Here is a 17,031-nt window from a genome sequence, read left to right on the forward strand (position 1 = left end):
CACCTGCTTACCAACGCTTGCCAGACTGGTTGTCCAGCAAGGGCTTGACTCTGGCCGATATGGCTTCGCGGGCCCGGAAGATCCGCGACCGCACCGTGCCGATCGGACAATTCATGACCTCGGCAATCTCTTCGTAACTCATGCCCTCGATCTCGCGCAGCGTCACCGCCTGCCTCAGTTCGGCAGGCAGCGCTTCCATCGCCGCCTCGACGGCCGCCGCTATTTCATTGGCAGCCATCACGGATTCGGGGGTCTCGTCGCTGATTGGTTCGTTTCCGGGCCGGTAAGTTTCATCCTCGTCTTCAGAAGACGAACGCAGGGCGCTCTCGGAAACCGTCGGATCGCGCTTCATGTCGACCAAGGCCTTCTTGGCCGTGTTCACGGCGATCCGGTAGAGCCAGGTGTAGAACTGGGCCTCGCCCCGGAACTGGTGCAGGGCGCGGTAGGCGCGAATGAAGGTTTCCTGCGCGATGTCCTCGATCAGGTTCACGTCCCGGACCATGCGGCCGATGAGCCGTTCGATCCGGCGCTGGTACTTGATGACGAGCAGTTCGAATGCCTTCTGGTCACCCGCGACCGTGCGCTGGACCAGTTGGAAGTCGACCTCGCCCGGCCTCGCTCCCGCGGCGGGCGCATCGGTCAGACCGGCGTCCGGTGGCGCCGGGGGCAGCGAAGTAGTCATGAAGAGGAATGATGCACGTCGGCGGCCTTCGAGTCGGCCTTTTGGGCGATCGGCCCGGCCGACGGCGCGCGCGAATATAGCGCACGGCGCAGATCGCGCCAGCGTTCCGGCATGGCCTGCCGGTCCACCCACACCCACCGCCGCGCTCGCGTGGGCTCAGATAGCCTCACGAGCAGCAGGGATTGCAGGTCGAGCGCGACGCTCGCCCGTGCGGTTCGAAGCGCCGCATGGCCCGAGATCGACCAATGCTGGCCGTCGAAGCTCAGATCGGCCGGGTCCGCATATCGAAGGACGCCGGTCCATGCGGCGAGACCCGCCACGCCAGCGCTGAGCACCAATACCCCCTGACGCCAGTCGAAACCGGCCGCCTGCACGCAGGCAACGGTAACGCCGCAGACGCCAAGGGCCCATAGAACCAGCAGAAGCCGCTCCGCATAGCGAGAACGCCCCACCGGGTAGTTCACCGATGGGGCGCTGTGCATGAGACGAAAAGGATCAAACGCGCTTGAACACCAGCGTGCCGTTGGTGCCGCCGAATCCGAAGTTGTTCTTGACCGCCACATCGATCTTCAGATCGCGCGCCTCGTTGGCGCAGTAGTCAAGATCGCACTCCGGGTCCTGGTTGAAGATATTGATCGTCGGCGGGCTCTTCTGGTGATGCAGCGCCAGCACCGTGAACACCGATTCGATGCCGCCGGCGCCGCCAAGCAGATGCCCGGTCATCGACTTCGTCGAATTGACCACCAGCTTCCTGGCATGGTCGCCAAAGGCATTCTTGATCGCGTTGGTTTCGTTCAGGTCGCCCAGCGGCGTCGAAGTGCCGTGGGCATTGACGTACTGGACCTCGTCGGCGTTGACGCCTGCGTTGGCCAGCGCCATGGCCATGGAACGGCGCGGGCCGTCCACGTTGGGGGCGGTCATGTGGAAAGCATCACCACTCATGCCGAAGCCGGAAACTTCCGCATAGATCTTGGCGCCCCGCGCCTTCGCGCGTTCATATTCTTCCAGCACCAGCACGCCGGCGCCCTCGCCCAGCACGAAGCCGTCGCGGTCCTTGTCCCAGGGCCGGGAAGCCGTCTTCGGATCGTCGTTGCGGGTCGACAGGGCGCGAGCCGCCGCGAATCCACCGAGACCGAGCGGAGACACCGTCGACTCCGAGCCACCTGCGATCATCACGTCGGCATCGCCGTACTCGATCATCCGGGCGGACGTACCGATGGCATGCAAGCCGGTGGTGCATGCAGTCACGACCGCGATGTTCGGGCCCTTGAAGCCGTATTTGATCGAGACATGCCCCGAGATCATGTTGATGATCGAAGCCGGCACGAAGAAGGGCGACACGCGGCGCGGACCCCGCGCGACCAGTTCGCCATGCGTGTCCTCGATCAGGGGCAGGCCACCGATGCCGGAACCGATGTTGCAGCCGATGCGTACCGCATCTTCTTCCGACAGCGCATCACCCGTGGGCAGGCCGCTGTCCTGTACCGCCTGTATCGCGGCAGCGAGCCCGAGATGGATGAAGCGGTCCATGTGACGCGCTTCTTTCTCGGGGATGTAATCCTTGATGTCGAAACCCTTCACCTCGCCTGCGAATTTGCAGGAGAAGCCGCTCACATCGAACTTGGTGATGGTGTCGATGCCCGAATTCCCGGCCAGCAAATTGGCCCAGGATTCGGCAACGGTGTTTCCGACAGGAGCGAGGCAACCGAGTCCGGTCACGACGACGCGGCGTTTGGTCATGCCGGCAAACCTTTCTGGGAGCACTGAGGCCGTTGTACGGTGTGCGCGAGCGTTGAGGCTGCGGACCGAAGGAACGGTGGCTCAGCGTGGCCGATCAGGCCTTTTGATTCTTGGTGGCGTAATCGACGGCGTTCTGGACCGTCGTGATCTTCTCGGCGTCTTCGTCCGGGATCTCGATGCCGAACTCGTCTTCGAGCGCCATCACGAGTTCGACCGTGTCGAGCGAGTCCGCGCCGAGGTCAGCCACGAAGGCCTTTTCGTTGGTGACTTGGGACTCTTCCACGCCGAGTTGTTCGGCAATGATTTTCTTGACACGTGCTTCGATATCGCTCATTTGGTTCCCTCTGAGGGTTGTAGGTAATCGGTGGATTTTAGCCGGCCGCATTGTGGCATTTGCCGCACGGCCGTCGGTGAAAGGTGTTGCGCAGCGCGCTTACATGTGCATGCCGCCGTTCACGTGCAGTTCCTGCCCCGTGACGTAAGAGGCCTGGGGTGAAGCCAGGAAGGCGACCGCATGGGCGATGTCCGCTGGCTTGCCGAGGTGGCCCAGTGGTATCTGGGCGAGCAGCGCCTGCTGCTGCGCTTCGGGCAGGCTGGCCGTCATGTCGGTTTCGATGAAGCCTGGAGCCACGCAGTTGACGGTGATGCTGCGGCTGCCGAGTTCGCGGGCCAATGCACGGGTCATGCCCGCCACGCCGGCCTTCGCGGCCGCGTAGTTGGCTTGGCCCGCATTGCCGGAGGCTCCCACCACGCTGGTGATGCTGATGATGCGGCCGTAGCGCTGCTTCATCATCGGGCGAATGACGGCTCGCGAGAGGCGGAAGACGGCTTTCAAATTGGTGTCCAGCACCGCATCCCAGTCCGCGTCCTTGAGGCGCATCGCCAGGGTGTCGCGGGTGATGCCGGCGTTGTTGACCAGCACGTGGACGGCGCCATACACCTTGACGATCTCTTCGATCAGCGCCTCGACCGCCGCGCCGTCATTCACGTCCAGGGCACAGCCGCGGCCGTCGTAGGCGCCCAGGGCGGCCGTGATCTTCGCGGCCCCTTCTTCCGTGGTGCCAGTGCCAATGACCTTGAGGCCGCGCTGGGCCAGCTCCAGCGCGATGGCAGCGCCAATGCCGCGGGACGCGCCTGTCACCAGCGCGATCTGGCCTTCGAATTTGGGAATGCTCATGTGATGACCTTGATGCTCGATGCTCAGGCAGCGAGCAGTTGTCTGGTTTCGGCAAGGGTCGCCGGGTCGTAGAGCGAAGCCGCAGCCAGCTCCGGCGCGATGCGCTTGGCCATGCCGGCCAGGACCTTGCCCGGACCGCATTCGATGACCGCAGCGACCTCGCGCGATTTCAGTGCCTGCACGGTTTCGACCCAGCGCACCGGGCCCGCCGCCTGACGAACCAACGCATCGCGAATCCGATCGGCATCCGTCTCGACAGTCACGTCGATGTTGTTGATGACGGGAATCTGCGGCGCAGCCAGGTTGACCGAGGCCAGGCGCTCCCGCAGCGCTTCGGCCGCCGGCTTCATCAGGCTCGAATGGAAGGGCGCCGAAACCGGCAGCGGAAGCGCACGCTTGGCACCGTTTGCCTTCAGCACTTCGCAGGCCTTGTCGACGGCCGCCTTGCTGCCGGCGATCACCGTCTGCATCGGATCGTTGAAGTTCACCGCCTCCACGACCTCGGCGCTGCCCGGGCCGAAGCCGGCCGTCACTTCGGCGCAACCTGCCTTCACCTTGTCGGCGTCCATGCCCAGAATGGCCGCCATGGCGCCCACTCCGACCGGCACGGCCTGCTGCATCGCCTGGGCGCGGAAACGCACCAGCGGCGCCGCCTGAGCCAGCGTGAGCACCCCGGAAGCCACGAGCGCGGAATACTCGCCGAGCGAATGGCCCGCAACGACCGACGGCCTGTCTCCGCCTTCGGCGAGCCAGGCCCGCCAGGCGGCGACGCCGGCAACGAGCATCACGGGTTGCGTATTGGTCGTCAGGGCCAGGACTTCCTTGGGCCCTTCATGAATCAGGCGGGTGACATCTTCGTCCAGGGCGTCGGATGCCTCGCGCAACGTTTCAAGTACTGCGGGGTGATCGCCCCAGGCGTCGAGCATGCCGACCGCCTGCGAGCCCTGACCCGGAAAGACGAAAGCGAAGGACTTCATTGTTGTGTCTCCAGTCGCGCCGCTGCCACCTGGGGCAGCGCACTGTATTAGTAGTTGAGCAGCACCGCGCCCCAGGTGAAGCCGCCGCCGACGCCTTCGAGCATCAGCGTGTCGCCCTTCTTCACCTTGCCTGAGCGCACCGCGTTGTCCAGAGCCAGCGGAATCGACGCCGCCGAAGTGTTGCCGTGTTCGTCGACGGTCACGATCAGCTTCTCGCGATCGAGCTTCAGCTTCTTCGCGGTGCCTTCCATGATGCGGATGTTGGCCTGATGGGGAATCAGCCAATCGATGTCCGCCTCCGTCTTGCCAGCCTTTTGCAGCGTCGCGCGCGCTGCGTCCTCGAGGACGCGCACGGCCAGCTTGAAGACGGCTTGCCCATCCATATGGAGCAAGGGAGTTCCGAGCACCGAGCCGCCGGATACGTGGCCGGGCACGCAAAGAATGCCCACGTGCTTGCCATCGGCATGGAGGTCGCTCGCCAGAATGCCTGGCTCTTCGCTGGCTTCGAGGATGACTGCCCCGGCACCATCGCCGAACAGTACACAGGTAGTGCGGTCGTTGAAGTCCAGGATGCGGGAGAAGACCTCGGCACCCACGACCAGAGCGCACCTGGCGCTGCCCGTGCGAATCATCGCGTCCGCCACCGTCAGCGCATACACGAAGCCGCTGCAGACTGCCTGCACGTCGAACGCCGGGCATCCTGCGATCCCCAGCTTGTTCTGAAGGATGGCTGCCGAGGAGGGGAAGACCATGTCAGGCGTCGAGGTCGCGACGATGATCAGGTCGATGTCGCTCGCACTTCGGCCAGCCGACTCCAGCGCCTGCCTGGCGGCTTCCAGTCCGAGGTCGCTGCTTGCCACCTCGGGCGCTGCGAAATGACGGGCGCGGATGCCGGTGCGCTCGATGATCCACTGATCCGAAGTTTCAATGCCGCGCGCGGCCAGGTCCCGGGTGAGGTCGTCATTGGTCACACGGCGCGGGGGCAGGTAGCTGCCAGTACCGGTGATTCGAGAAAAAGGAGTCATCAAACGTGGAGCGCCGGCGTGTCGGCCGGCGCCGCCGATTCTTGCCGCGCGAGCAGAGGCGCGGCGTGGGCGATGCGGGCCCGCACGCGATCGAGCAGGTTGTTGCGAGCGGCATCATAAGCGCGATCCAGCGCGTGGCCGAAGGCGACTTCGTCCGCGGATCCGTGGCTCTTGAACACGAGGCCTCGAAGGCCAAGGAGCGCGGCCCCGTTGTACCGACGGTGGTCCAACCGCTTTTTGAGCGCTTTTAGGACCGGATAGGAAACAATCGCGGCAAACTTGCTGAAGATGCCGTTCGAATATTCGATGCGCAGGAAGTCGACGATCATCGACGCGACGCCCTCGGTCGCCTTCAATGTGACATTTCCTACGAAGCCGTCACACACCACGATATCTGTCGTTCCCTTGAAGATATCGTTCCCTTCCACGTTGCCATAGAAGTTCAAATCCTGTGAACTCGCCGCTTTTCGCAACAGTTGGCTGGCCTTCTTGATGGTTTCGCTGCCCTTGATCGCTTCTTCGCCCACATTGAGAAGGCCGACCGTCGGAGACTCGTTCCCCGTCAGAGCCGACACCAGGGCGGAGCCGAGAACAGCAAACTGCAGGAGGTCCTCGGCATCGCAATCGACGTTGGCGCCCAGGTCAAGCACCGTCGTCGCGCCGCCCTTGCTATTGGGCAATTGAGGCGCGATCGCAGGTCGATCGATTCCCTCGAGCGTTTTCAGCAGGTAGCGCGCAATGGCCATCAGGGCGCCGGTATTGCCGGCGGAGATCGCCGCCTGGGCGGCACCGTCCTTGACCTGCTGGATGGCGACTCGCATGGACGAGTCTTTCTTCTTGCGCAGCGCCACCTCGATGGGATCGTCCATCCCGACCACCTCGCTGGCGGCGATGACTGTGGCACGCGGATGCGAAAAGCCAGCCAATGCAGCGGGCGCGCCAACGAGAAGCAACGAGGCTTCGGCGTGGCGGTCGAGAAATGCGCGGCAGGCCGCGAGCGTGACGCGCGGCCCATGGTCGCCGCCCATGCAATCAACGGCCAGCGTGATCACAGAGGGCGAGGGAGCGAATTCGGGAGGCGTGACCATCAAAACAAAGGCCCGACGCTACGGCAAAAGTAGCTTCGGGCCTTGGCCTTGAAACGAAGATCAGGCTTCAGACTTGGTCTTGAGCACCTTGCGGCCGCGATAGAAGCCGTTCGGGCTGATGTGGTGGCGCAGGTGCGTTTCGCCGGTGGTGGGCTCGACGGCAATGCCGGGCACGCCCAGGGCGTTGTGCGAACGATGCATGCCGCGCTTCGACGGCGACTTCTTGTTTTGCTGGACGGCCATGCTGGCTCCTGGAAGTATTCGGGTGGGTTGGTGTGCATGCGGGGCGGCGACAACGCTTGCAAGGCCTGCGTAGCATTCTCGGCGGCGCGCGCGAAGCCCATGATTATAGCCCAGTACGGAATCGAACGCCAGAGCAGGTATCGGCGACCTATTTGGGCTTGTTCGAACGCAGGTTGCCGAGCACGGCAAATGGGTTCGGTCGAGCAGCCTCCGCGGCCTCGAAGTCAGGATCGACGGCGGAGAGCTTCATGGGCTCGGGGCAGATGTCATGCCGTGGCGTGACGGGAATTTCCATCAGCAGTTCGTCCTCGATCAGGCCGTGAAGATCGAATTCGCGGCTCGCTACCAGCACGTCTTCCTCTGCCTCTTCGTCCTGGACGGCAGCCGTGGCCTCGTCGGCGGCAAAGCGAAACCAGCGGTCGACAGCCAGATGAACAGCGACGGGCGTGAGGCAACGCTGGCAAACCAGGGGAACCTCGGCGTCCGCAGTCAGGTGCAGCCATGAAACCGGGGAGCCGTCAGCACCGCTGCGGCGCTGGCCAACCGCCGTCCATTCGACAGTCAGGTCCGGGGCAGGAGCCGCCAGTTCCGCGCTCAGGCGCTCGTACGACTGAAGCGGATCGATTCCGGAAATGGGGGCAGCGGATTCGGCAAAGCCGTTCACGTCGAGCCGCCGAGGGGCAAATTCTCTGGTCATTCGTGCCAGTCTAAACCGCTCACGCACAATCGTGGCCCATGCAACGCAATGTCATCCTCGCTTCGACCTCGCGCTATCGCCGCGAGCTTCTCGGGCGCCTGCGCCTGCCCTTCGACGTCCAGCCACCGGAAGTCGACGAGTCGCCGCTCCCTGGCGAAACGCCCCGCGCCTTGGCCGAACGCCTCGCGCTGGAGAAGGCGAATGCGATCGCCCACCGCTTTCCCGATGCCGTCGTGATCGGCTCCGACCAGGTGGCCGACCTCGCTGGCGAGCCCTTGGGCAAACCAGGCGACCACGCCCGCGCCACGGCCCAACTGCAGCGCATGCGCGGCCAGACGCTCATCTTCCAGACGGCGGTCGCGGTGGTCTGCCAGGCCACGGGATTCGTCCAGCGCGACCTCGCGCCGGTGCGCGTGGTGTTTCGCGACTTGAGCGATGCGGCGATCGAGGCCTATCTGAATGCAGAGCAGCCGTATGACTGCGCCGGCAGCGCAAAGAGTGAAGGCCTCGGCATTGCCCTGCTCGACGCCATCGACAGCGACGACCCGACCGCCCTGGTCGGCCTGCCGTTGATTCGCACCGCGAAGATGCTACGCGCGGCGGGAGTCGATCTGCTGTGAATACGCCGACCCGCGGAAAGCTCTACCTGGTCCCGGCACCGCTCGATTTCGGGTGCGACGAGCAGACACCGCTCCAAGATGCCCTGCCGCTCGGCACGCTGCAGGCAGCCGCACGGATCACCCACTGGATCTGCGAGAACGCCAAGTCCGCACGCGCATACCTCAAGCGCATCGACGCCGTCGTGCCGCTCGCCGCCCCGCTGCAGGCGCAGCAAATCCAGGAACTGCCGCGTGAAGTGCACAAGAAGGGCGATCACGCGGGGCAATTCGACGCCCGCCCCCTCCTCGCCGCCGCTCTGCAGGGCCACGATGTCGGCCTGCTCAGCGAGGCGGGCATGCCAGCCGTCGCGGACCCCGGGTCGTCGGTCGCCAAGGCCGCGCATGAAATGGGCATCACGGTGGTCCCGTTGACAGGCCCCGTCTCGCTCCTGCTGGCGCTGGCGGCAAGCGGCCTCAACGGCCAGAACTTCGCATTTGTCGGCTATCTGCCGCAAGATGCCGACGCGCGCGTGCAGCGCATCCGCGAGCTCGAAGCCCTGGCGCTCAAGACCGGCCAGACCCAGCTCTTCATCGAAACACCGTATCGAAACGCAGCTCTGCTGCAGGCGCTCACCCAGACGCTGCAGCACAACACGCGCCTGGCGGTAGCCCGAGGGCTCACGCTGGCGTCCTCCCAGGTACGCAGTGAAACCGTGAAGGCATGGCGGGCGAAGCCATCGCCGGCCGACGAACGCGCCCCCGCCGTGTTCGCCATCGGCCGCTAGCGTTGTCCGGCCAGATGATGGATTTCCCCGCACGCATGCGCTGGGCCTCGCGCATGCAATTCTTCGGCTCCGGCTTCGTCTTCGCGACCTGGGGGGTGCACATCCCCACGGTGAAAGCCCACTACGGCGTCAACGAAGCCGAACTCGGCCTCGCCATGCTCGCCGCAGGCGCTGGCGCCCTGCTGGGCCTGACGCAGGCCAGCCGCTGGATCGGCCGCCACGGCGCACGATCCACGGCTGGCGTCTGCGGCGCGACCTATGCCTTGCTGCTGGCCGGCCTGCTGCTCATGCCGGCCTACGCGGCCCTGCTTGGCTTGCTCGTCGTGTTCGGCGTCGTCACGAGCGTGTTCGACGTGGCCATCAATACAGAAGCCGCGCAACTCGAACTCCGCGGCGGCAAGCCCCTGATGAGCGGGATGCACGGGATGTTCAGCCTCGGCGGGATGGTCGGCGCCATGACCGGCGGGGCGGCCATGGCGGCGGGAATGGCGCCGCAACATCACCTGGTGCTGGTCGCCGCGGTGATGGCGTTCTCGATCGCCGTGTCCGCCCGCTGGATGCTGCCCAAGGAATCGACCGCCTTTGCCAGTGATGACCACAGCTTCCGGTTGCCGCGAGGCACCCTCGCCGTCCTCGGCCTCCTGGCTGCGTTGGGACTGATCGCCGAGGGCGCGATCTACGACTGGAGCGTGCTCTATCTTCACCAGGAACTGGGCAGCCCCCAGGAGCAGGCGGCGCTGGCCTACGCAAGCTTCTCCGCCGCGATGGCGATGGCGCGCTTCGGCGGCGATGCGATGCGGGCGCGCTTTGCTCCGGCAGTGCTGCTCCGCGGCAGCGCAGTGCTGGCCGCGGCGTCCATGATCCTGGTGCTGATCACCCACCTGCCATGGCTGGCATTGGTCGGTTTTGCGGGCGTGGGCGTCGGGTTCGCCAACGTGGTGCCGATCCTCTTCGCGGCGTCTGCGCGCGTGCCCGGGGTCGAGCCGGCGCGCGGCATCGCAGCGGTCTCGGCGGCAGCCTATCTGGGTTTCATGGCCGGACCGCCAGCGATCGGCTTCCTGGCCCAGGTCAGCTCGTTGACCGCGGCGCTCTACGTCGTAGTGGCTTTTGCCGCAGCCCTCGCCGCGTCGGCCCGCAACGCCGACGTGTCCTGAATCAGCGCAGCGCGGGTGCCGTGCGCATCGCGCGCACGGAGGCATCGCCCAATGCGGCGCCGAACTTCTTGGCGAGCTTCTCGGCCACGTTGTCGCGGCGCGTGTAGTCGATGACCTCCTCGGCCTTGATCACCTCGCGCGCGACGAAGTCCACATTGCCGAGCTGGTCGGCGAGCCCCAGTTCGACGGCTTGCTGGCCGCTCCAGAACAAGCCGCTGAAGAGGCCTGGCGTGCTGGCCTTCAGGCGATCGCCGCGCCCCGTCTTGACCACATCGATGAACTGCGTGTGGATCTGGTCGAGCATCTGCTGCGCATGGGCGCGCTGGGCATCGCTCATCGGGCTGAACGGATCCAGGAATCCCTTGTTTTCCCCGGCCGTCAGGAGCCGGCGCTCCACGCCGACCTTGTCCATGAGACCCGTGAAGCCGAAGCCGTCCATCAGCACGCCGATGCTTCCGACGATGCTGGCCTTGTCCACAAAGACCTTGTCGGTGGCCGCGGCGATGTAGTACGCAGCCGACGCACAGGTTTCCTCGACCACCGCGTAGATCGGCTTGTTGTGCTTGGCCCGCAGGCGCTTGATCTCGTCGTTGATGATGCCGGCCTGCACAGGGCTGCCGCCGGGCGAGTTGATCAGCAGCACGATCCCCTTGGCGCCCTCGTCCTCGAAGGCGGTCTTCATGGCGGCCACCACGAACTCGGCACTCGCGTCCGCGCCGCCGGCGATTTCGCCCTTGATCTCGATCACGGCGGTGTGAGCGGTGGTCTTGGCCGTCGCCGGCGTTCCGCGCGACAAGGCGAACCACGCGAGGAAGATGAAGAAGGCGAGCCAGCTCAGGCGCACGAAGGTCTTCCAGCGTCGCGTGGCCCTTTGTTCGCGCAGGGAGGCGAAAGCCAGTTTTTCCAGCGTTGCGCGCTCCCAGCCGGATTGCTGCGTCGGATCGTTCTTGGACATTCTTTGGGGTCCGCCTTGCGCGGGAGAAACAGGCGCGGTGCGCTCGAAGGGCTCGAAACCTTCGGGCTCCGTGCGGTTGGAATCGGTCATCTCAGAAAGCGAGGGGGTGGAGGTTCCAGGCAGTATGCCAGTGCACCACGCCGTCGCGTTCGCTGAGAGCGATCTTCACCAGCCCTCCGCGGCACGGGCCGCCTGCGCACTCCCCCGTGTCCGGCTTGTAGACCGCGCCATGGGTGGCGCACAAGAGCCACTGGCCGCTGTCGTCGAAGAAGCGGTCGGGCTGGAAGTCCAGCTCCATCGCCACGTGCGCGCAACGATTGAGGTAGGCGTGCGCCACACCCTCGAAGCGAACCGCAAACGCCCGGCAAGTCTCGCCGCCGTGCACCACGTCGAAGGGCACGGCCCGGCCGCCTTCCACCAGGTCGGAGGCGTTGCAGAGAGGAATGCATTCGCTCATGGGCGGATTTTCATGCGTTCGCCAGAAGCCACTCCGTCAGTCCGGAAACCGAATGCGCCACGTGCAACGGCGCCAGCGCATCGAAGCTGTCGGGTTCATGGGCGCCGTAGGACACACCGACGCTCGCGCAGCCAGCATTGATCGCGAGTTGCAGGTCGTGCGTCGTGTCGCCGATCATCAGCGTTCGGTCGGCCGGCACGTCGAGTTCGTCCATCAACTCCAGCAGCATGCGCGGGTGCGGCTTGCCGAATGTTTCATCGGCCGTGCGGGAGGCGTCGAATCGGTCGCGCAGCGCGACGGTGGCCAGCGCTTCGTTCAGGCCGCGACGCGACTTGCCGGTGGCCACCGCCAGCTTGTGGCCCCGCTCCCGTAGCGTGTCGAGCATGGGAAGGACGCCATCGAAAAGCACCAGGTCATCCTGGTGCTGGAGATAGTGGTAACGGTAGCGCGCTCCGAGTTCGGCGTACTTTTCCCTCGGCACATCGGGCGCCGCGCGGGCGAGCGCCTCCGCCAGGCCGAGGCCGATGACCCATGCGGCATCGTTCTCGCTGGGCTTGGCGCCGCCGACATCGACCACGGCGGCCTGGATGCAGCGCACGATAAGTCGCGTCGAGTCGTAGAGGGTCCCGTCCCAATCGAAGGCGATCAGGTCGAAACGGCGGGGACGGATATCAGTCATGCGGTGATGGTCGAAGGATGAGCAGCGAGCGCGTCGAGCGCGATGGGCGGCATCAGGGCATGCAACTCCGGCGGCAGGTCAGCCTGAAGTGCCACGCGCTCTGCGCTCGCGGGATGGGTGAACTGCAAGCGCCAGGCATGCAGGAACATGCGTTTGAGGCCGATCTTCTGGAGCGTGCGATTGCGCTCGAAGTCGCCGTACTTGTCGTCACCGGCGATCGCATGGCCGGCGGACGCGAGGTGCACGCGAATCTGATGGGTGCGGCCGGTCTTGATGGTGACCGCCAGCAACGAGAACGAAGCGGCGTCCCCGGGCAGCGCGAATCGGGCCAGTACCCGGACCAGCGTCACGGCGCGCATGGCGTCGGGATGGTCCTTGGCGACAACGCGCACCCTCCGCTCGCCCTCGGCAGCGCCCGCCTGGCTCGGAAGCAGGTATTTGGCAAGCGGCGCATCGAGCACTTTCAGCTTGGCGGGCCAGTTGCCCTCCACCAGCGCGAGATAGGTCTTGCCCGTCTCCCGCTCGCGGAACTGGTCCTGCAACGCCGTCAGCGCGCTGCGCTTCTTGGCGACCAGGAGGATCCCCGAGGTTTCGCGATCCAACCGATGGACCAGTTCCAGGAAGCGGGCCGCTGGCCGTGCCGTGCGCAGTTGCTCGATGACGCCGAAACTCACGCCGCTTCCGCCATGGACCGCCACGCCGGCCGGCTTGTTGACGGCGAGCAGCGCGTCGTCCTCATACAACAAGGGAAACTCCCGAGGCGGCGCGGGCGGGGACGCACCCTCTTCCGAGCGGGCCGACACCCGCACGGGAGGCAGCCGCAGCACATCGCCCGCGGCAAGGCGGGTCTCTGCCTGGACACGTCCCTTATTGATACGCACCTCTCCCGAACGGATGATCCGGTAGACGTGGGTCTTGGGGACCCCCTTGAGATGCCGGAACAGGAAATTGTCCAGTCGTTGGCCAGCGGATTCCCCGTCGACCGTCAGAAAGCGAACTTCTGCTGCCGCGGAGCTTGGCTTCGCACCTATAATGTTTTTCACCAGCGCGGTCTTGTAAGTGCTTGATTAATCAGAAGTTTAGAGCACCACTGGGAGCGCTGTGAGGTCGATGCCGCTTTGATGCCGAACTCGCAAGCCACGCGCAAGAGCGCAAGGCGGCGGGCACTGCATCCAAGTCAAGCCGACGCCCACGAAACACCGATACGGAATACCCCAGCCGGCAGGTAAAAAGCTGCCGGCGGATCGAAGCGAGTACCTTGTGCTGATGCTACTGATTCAACTGCTCCTGCGCTGGCTGCCGCCAGCGAGAACAGGCATTGAACCGCCCGTAGCGCGCGCCGTGACGGCGCCAATGGCTATAGAAAATATAGCAAGTCAGCACCACATCGGGCTCGCGCCCATCCTCGCGCCCCCACCCCGACTGCCATCGACTTGATAGTCGATAGGGTCGACCGCGTTCGCGCGGCGACCACTGCAGCCAGGGCACAGCGGCAATTCCTTCGTTTCGCGCGACGTCGTCCGTGCATCGTTAGGTCCGTCATGGACCGGTAGAACGATAGAAATTGAAGGACAACGCATCATGAAGCGGATGCTGATCAACGCCACGCAGGCTGAAGAACGCCGCCTGGCCATCGTCGACGGGCAAAAGCTCCTCGACTACGAAATCGAGATCGAAGGGCGCGAACAGCGCAAGGGCAATATCTACAAGGCCGTCGTGACGCGCGTCGAGCCGTCGCTCGAAGCCTGCTTCGTCGACTATGGCGAAGACCGCCACGGTTTCCTGCCGTTCAAGGAAATCTCCAAGCAGTACTTCGCGGAAGGCGTCTCGGCCAGCCAAGCCCGGATCCAGGACGCGATCAGGGAAGGCCAGGAACTGGTCGTCCAGGTCGAGAAGGAAGAGCGAGGAAACAAGGGCGCGGCCCTCACCACCTTCATCTCGCTGGCCGGCCGCTATGTCGTGCTGATGCCGAACAACCCGCGCGGCGGCGGCGTCAGCCGGCGCATCGAGGGCGACGACCGCGCCGAACTCAAGGAGGCGATGGACCAGCTCGAGTACCCCAAGGGGATGAGCATCATCGCCCGCACCGCAGGCATCGGCCGCTCCGCGCCAGAACTGCAATGGGACCTGAACTATCTGCTCAAGCTCTGGACCGCCATCGACGGCGCGGCCAAGGGCGGCAAGGGCGCCTTCCTGATCTACCAGGAATCCTCCCTCGTGATCCGCGCCATCCGTGACTATTTCAATCACGACATCGGCGACATCCTGATCGACACCGACGACATCTACGACCAGGCGCAGCAGTTCATGGCGCACGTGATGCCGGAACACGCCGCCCGCGTGAAGCGCTACCGGGACGATGCGGCCCTCTTCAGCCGCTTCCAGATCGAGCACCAGATCGAATCGGCCTACGCCCGCACGGTGCAACTCCCCAGCGGCGGCGCCATCGTGATCGACCACACCGAAGCGCTGGTCTCCGTCGACGTGAACTCCGCGCGCGCCATCAAGGGCGGCGACATCGAAGAAACCGCGACTCGCACCAACCTCGAAGCCGCTGACGAAGTCGCGCGCCAGATGCGCCTGCGCGACTTGGGCGGCCTGATCGTCATCGACTTCATCGACATGGACGAGTCGAAGAACCGCCGGGAAGTCGAAAGCCGCCTGCGCGACGCGCTGCGCCAGGACCGCGCCCGCGTCCAGTTCGGCTCGATCAGCAAGTTCGGCCTCATGGAAATGAGCCGCCAGCGTCTGAAGCCCGCCCTGAGCGAGGGTTCATCGATCCCCTGCCCCCGTTGCGGCGGCTCCGGCCACATCCGCGACACCGAATCGAGCGCACTGCAGATCCTGCGCATCATTCAGGAAGAGTCGATGAAGGACAACACGGCAGCCGTGCACGTCCAGGTGCCGGTCGAAGTGGCCTCCTTCCTCCTGAACGAGAAGCGCCCCGAGATCGCCAAGATCGAACTCAAGCAGCGCGTGACCGTGCTGATGGTGCCCAACAAGACGCTGGAAACCCCCAACTACAAGTTGGAACGCCTCAAGCACGACGATCCGCGACTCGACCACATCGAGGCCAGCTACAAGATGGCCGACGAGATCGAGGACCCGACCTCCGTCACTCGCCGCTCGCAGGAACCGACCAACAAGCAGACGCCGGTGATCAAGGGCGTGCTGCCCGACGCGCCCGCACCGATTGCCGTGCCGAAGCCTGAAGCGGTGCGCGCGCCTGCGGTAGCGCCGGCTGCATCGAACGTTCCTGCGGCCGCGCCTGTGGTGGCCAAGTCCGCTGAAACCGGCTTCTTCGGCTGGATCAAGCGCCTGTTCGGCGCAGAGCCGGCGCCCGCGCCAGCCCCCGTCGCCATTCCCGTCGAAGCGCCGAAGCCGCGCCGCGAAGGCCGTGGCGGCCGCGACGGCGAAGCCCCGCGCACTGCACGCGAAGGCGAACAGCGCCGCGGCGGACGCGGAGAAGGACGCGGCGGCCGTGACGGCGATCGTCGAGGCGGTCGCTCGGGCGAACGCCGCGAGGGCGAGCGCCGCGAAGGACGCGAAGCTCGCAGCGAAGCACGCAACGACAGCCAGGTGCGGGAGCCGCGCGAGCCCCGCGAACCGCGTGAGGCCCGCCCGCCTCGCGACGGAGAACGCCGCGGACGCGGCGAACGCCGTGACGGCGACACCCGCCAATTGCCGGCAGAAGCGACGACCGACATTCAATTGGACGCACAGGCGATCGCCCCGAACGCCGGCGACGAAGCGGCCACGCCTTCGGAACGCGCGCCGCGCGGACGCGGCGACCGACGCGAACGTGGTGAACGTGGCGAACGTGGCGAACGCGGCGAACGCAACGCCGACGTCCAGCGGGAACGCAATGGCGATGCGGCCCGCGAGACGAACGTCGAGGCTTCGCAAGGCGAGGCTCCGGCCGAGCGCGGGCAGCGCAACGGTCGCGACAGCGGTCGCGAAGAACGCGCCCCCCGTGGCGAACGCAACGAAGGCCGCCGCGAGCGTCGCAATGAAGGCGCCCCCCGGTCCGGCGAGGCACCCATGGAGGCGCAGACCGTCGATGCCGGCGCATCCGTCGACGCGGGCACGACCGCAGTCGAAGGCCAAGGCCCCGATGTCGCACCGCGCCGCGAAGGCGAAGAGCGCCGCGGTCGTTCGCGCGATCGCTACGGCCGTGACCGCCGTGAGCGCAGCCCGCGCGAAGACGCCGATGTGAGCCAACCCGCTCTGGCGGAACCCGTGACCGGGGCGGCGGACGATGCAGCTCAGGTCGAGGCGATGCCGGTCATGGCGCGCCCCGAACCAGCCGCGGCCCCCGTGGCGGCACCCATCGTCGTGCAGGCGAAAGCCGTCCCTTCATCGCGCGCACTCCCGAAGGTTCAACCCTTCGTGCTGCCGCTGGACGAACTCGCCCAGGTGGCGGAGGGCTCGGGCCTGCATTGGGTCAATTCGGACGCCGAGCGCGTGGCCCAGGTTCGCGCTGCGATTGCAGCCGAACCGAAGCCGCTGCATGTGCCCCGCCAGCGCCCGCCCGCGATCGTGATCGACGAGGGTCCGCTGGTCCTTGTCGAGACCCGTCGCGACCTCGGCTCGATGGTCCTGCCGTTCGAGCAGCAGGCCGGGCAGGACGCAAGCGCCCGCCACTGAGGCCGCGGGGAGGCCTCGCGCCTCCCCCACCTCGATCGTCTGAAAATCGGACCCGCGCGAACGCGCGAGTCCTACGTGGCGCCCGACTCGCCACCGTCATCCTTGAAGGTCGCCGCCAGCGCAAGC

18 protein-coding genes are annotated in these 17,031 nt (G+C 65.8%); 4 read left to right on the forward strand and 14 right to left on the reverse strand.

All coding sequences use genetic code 11. From position 1 onward, the window contains the following. Positions 1–7: 7 nt before the first annotated feature. From rpoE to QTH97_RS07500, 10 genes are all read right to left on the reverse strand, one after another. On the reverse strand, positions 8–682 hold the full coding sequence (gene rpoE / locus QTH97_RS07455) for an RNA polymerase sigma factor RpoE (RefSeq protein WP_286567453.1): 675 nt from the start codon (positions 680–682) through the stop codon (positions 8–10). Then, positions 679–1,146: a YgfX family protein gene (locus QTH97_RS07460; RefSeq protein ID WP_286567454.1), complete on the reverse strand. Its 468-nt coding sequence runs from the start codon at positions 1,144–1,146 to the stop codon at positions 679–681. The genes rpoE and QTH97_RS07460 overlap by 4 nt, the downstream gene beginning before the upstream one ends. Positions 1,147–1,177: 31 nt before the next feature. After that, positions 1,178–2,422: a beta-ketoacyl-ACP synthase II gene (gene fabF, locus QTH97_RS07465; RefSeq protein WP_286567455.1), complete on the reverse strand. Its 1,245-nt coding sequence runs from the start codon at positions 2,420–2,422 to the stop codon at positions 1,178–1,180. A 94-nt stretch (positions 2,423–2,516) separates the two neighbouring features. Continuing rightward, positions 2,517–2,756 carry an acyl carrier protein gene (gene acpP / locus QTH97_RS07470; protein ID WP_007830471.1) on the reverse strand — a complete coding sequence of 80 codons (240 nt, stop codon included), beginning with the start codon at positions 2,754–2,756 and terminating at the stop codon, positions 2,517–2,519. Between the two features lie 99 nt (positions 2,757–2,855). Beyond that, positions 2,856–3,599: a 3-oxoacyl-ACP reductase FabG gene (gene fabG / locus QTH97_RS07475; protein ID WP_286567456.1), complete on the reverse strand. Its 744-nt coding sequence runs from the start codon at positions 3,597–3,599 to the stop codon at positions 2,856–2,858. Positions 3,600–3,622: 23 nt separating this feature from the next. After that, entirely contained in the window at positions 3,623–4,576 is a 954-nt protein-coding gene (gene fabD, locus QTH97_RS07480) for an ACP S-malonyltransferase (RefSeq protein WP_286567457.1), read from the reverse strand. A gap of 47 nt (positions 4,577–4,623) precedes the next feature. After that, entirely contained in the window at positions 4,624–5,601 is a 978-nt protein-coding gene (locus QTH97_RS07485; protein WP_286567458.1) for a beta-ketoacyl-ACP synthase III, read from the reverse strand. Continuing rightward, entirely contained in the window at positions 5,601–6,653 is a 1,053-nt protein-coding gene (gene plsX, locus QTH97_RS07490) for a phosphate acyltransferase PlsX (RefSeq protein ID WP_286567567.1), read from the reverse strand. Before plsX ends, QTH97_RS07485 begins: the two co-directional genes overlap by 1 nt. A 96-nt stretch (positions 6,654–6,749) precedes the next feature. Continuing rightward, positions 6,750–6,932, reverse strand: a complete 183-nt coding sequence (gene rpmF / locus QTH97_RS07495) for a 50S ribosomal protein L32 (RefSeq protein WP_028248601.1) — start codon at positions 6,930–6,932, stop codon at positions 6,750–6,752. A 148-nt stretch (positions 6,933–7,080) separates the two neighbouring features. Next, entirely contained in the window at positions 7,081–7,629 is a 549-nt protein-coding gene (locus tag QTH97_RS07500; RefSeq protein ID WP_286567568.1) for a YceD family protein, read from the reverse strand. Positions 7,630–7,667: 38 nt separating this feature from the next. Between QTH97_RS07500 and QTH97_RS07505 the strand changes: the two genes are divergently transcribed. Genes QTH97_RS07505 through QTH97_RS07515 form a run of 3 tightly spaced genes read left to right on the forward strand, consistent with a single transcriptional unit; the run spans position 7,668 to position 10,167 of the window. Further along, positions 7,668–8,249: a Maf family protein gene (locus tag QTH97_RS07505; RefSeq protein WP_286567459.1), complete on the forward strand. Its 582-nt coding sequence runs from the start codon at positions 7,668–7,670 to the stop codon at positions 8,247–8,249. Next, positions 8,246–9,013: an SAM-dependent methyltransferase gene (locus tag QTH97_RS07510; protein ID WP_286567460.1), complete on the forward strand. Its 768-nt coding sequence runs from the start codon at positions 8,246–8,248 to the stop codon at positions 9,011–9,013. Before QTH97_RS07505 ends, QTH97_RS07510 begins: the two co-directional genes overlap by 4 nt. A 14-nt stretch (positions 9,014–9,027) precedes the next feature. Continuing rightward, positions 9,028–10,167: an MFS transporter gene (locus QTH97_RS07515; protein ID WP_286567461.1), complete on the forward strand. Its 1,140-nt coding sequence runs from the start codon at positions 9,028–9,030 to the stop codon at positions 10,165–10,167. Between the two features lies 1 nt (position 10,168). Here QTH97_RS07515 and QTH97_RS07520 read toward each other — a convergent pair whose 3' ends face one another. From QTH97_RS07520 to QTH97_RS07535, 4 genes are read right to left on the reverse strand one after another with little or no spacing between them, the layout of a single operon-like run. After that, positions 10,169–11,212: a S49 family peptidase gene (locus QTH97_RS07520; RefSeq protein WP_286567462.1), complete on the reverse strand. Its 1,044-nt coding sequence runs from the start codon at positions 11,210–11,212 to the stop codon at positions 10,169–10,171. Position 11,213: 1 nt separating this feature from the next. After that, entirely contained in the window at positions 11,214–11,579 is a 366-nt protein-coding gene (locus QTH97_RS07525; protein ID WP_286567463.1) for a Rieske (2Fe-2S) protein, read from the reverse strand. A 10-nt stretch (positions 11,580–11,589) separates the two neighbouring features. Further along, the gene (locus QTH97_RS07530) at positions 11,590–12,258 is read right to left on the reverse strand and encodes an HAD-IIIA family hydrolase (RefSeq protein ID WP_286567464.1); all 669 of its coding nucleotides are present in this window, start codon (positions 12,256–12,258) and stop codon (positions 11,590–11,592) included. After that, positions 12,255–13,301 carry an RluA family pseudouridine synthase gene (locus QTH97_RS07535; protein WP_286567465.1) on the reverse strand — a complete coding sequence of 349 codons (1,047 nt, stop codon included), beginning with the start codon at positions 13,299–13,301 and terminating at the stop codon, positions 12,255–12,257. The genes QTH97_RS07530 and QTH97_RS07535 overlap by 4 nt, the downstream gene beginning before the upstream one ends. Positions 13,302–13,839: 538 nt before the next feature. Between QTH97_RS07535 and QTH97_RS07540 the strand changes: the two genes are divergently transcribed. Continuing rightward, complete coding sequence (locus QTH97_RS07540) at positions 13,840–16,905, forward strand: Rne/Rng family ribonuclease (protein WP_286567466.1); 3,066 nt, start codon at positions 13,840–13,842, stop codon at positions 16,903–16,905. Positions 16,906–17,031: the final 126 nt, after the last annotated feature.

The sequence above is a fragment of the Variovorax gracilis genome (assembly GCF_030317115.1).
Taxonomy (GTDB): Bacteria; Pseudomonadota; Gammaproteobacteria; order Burkholderiales; family Burkholderiaceae_C; genus Variovorax; species Variovorax gracilis.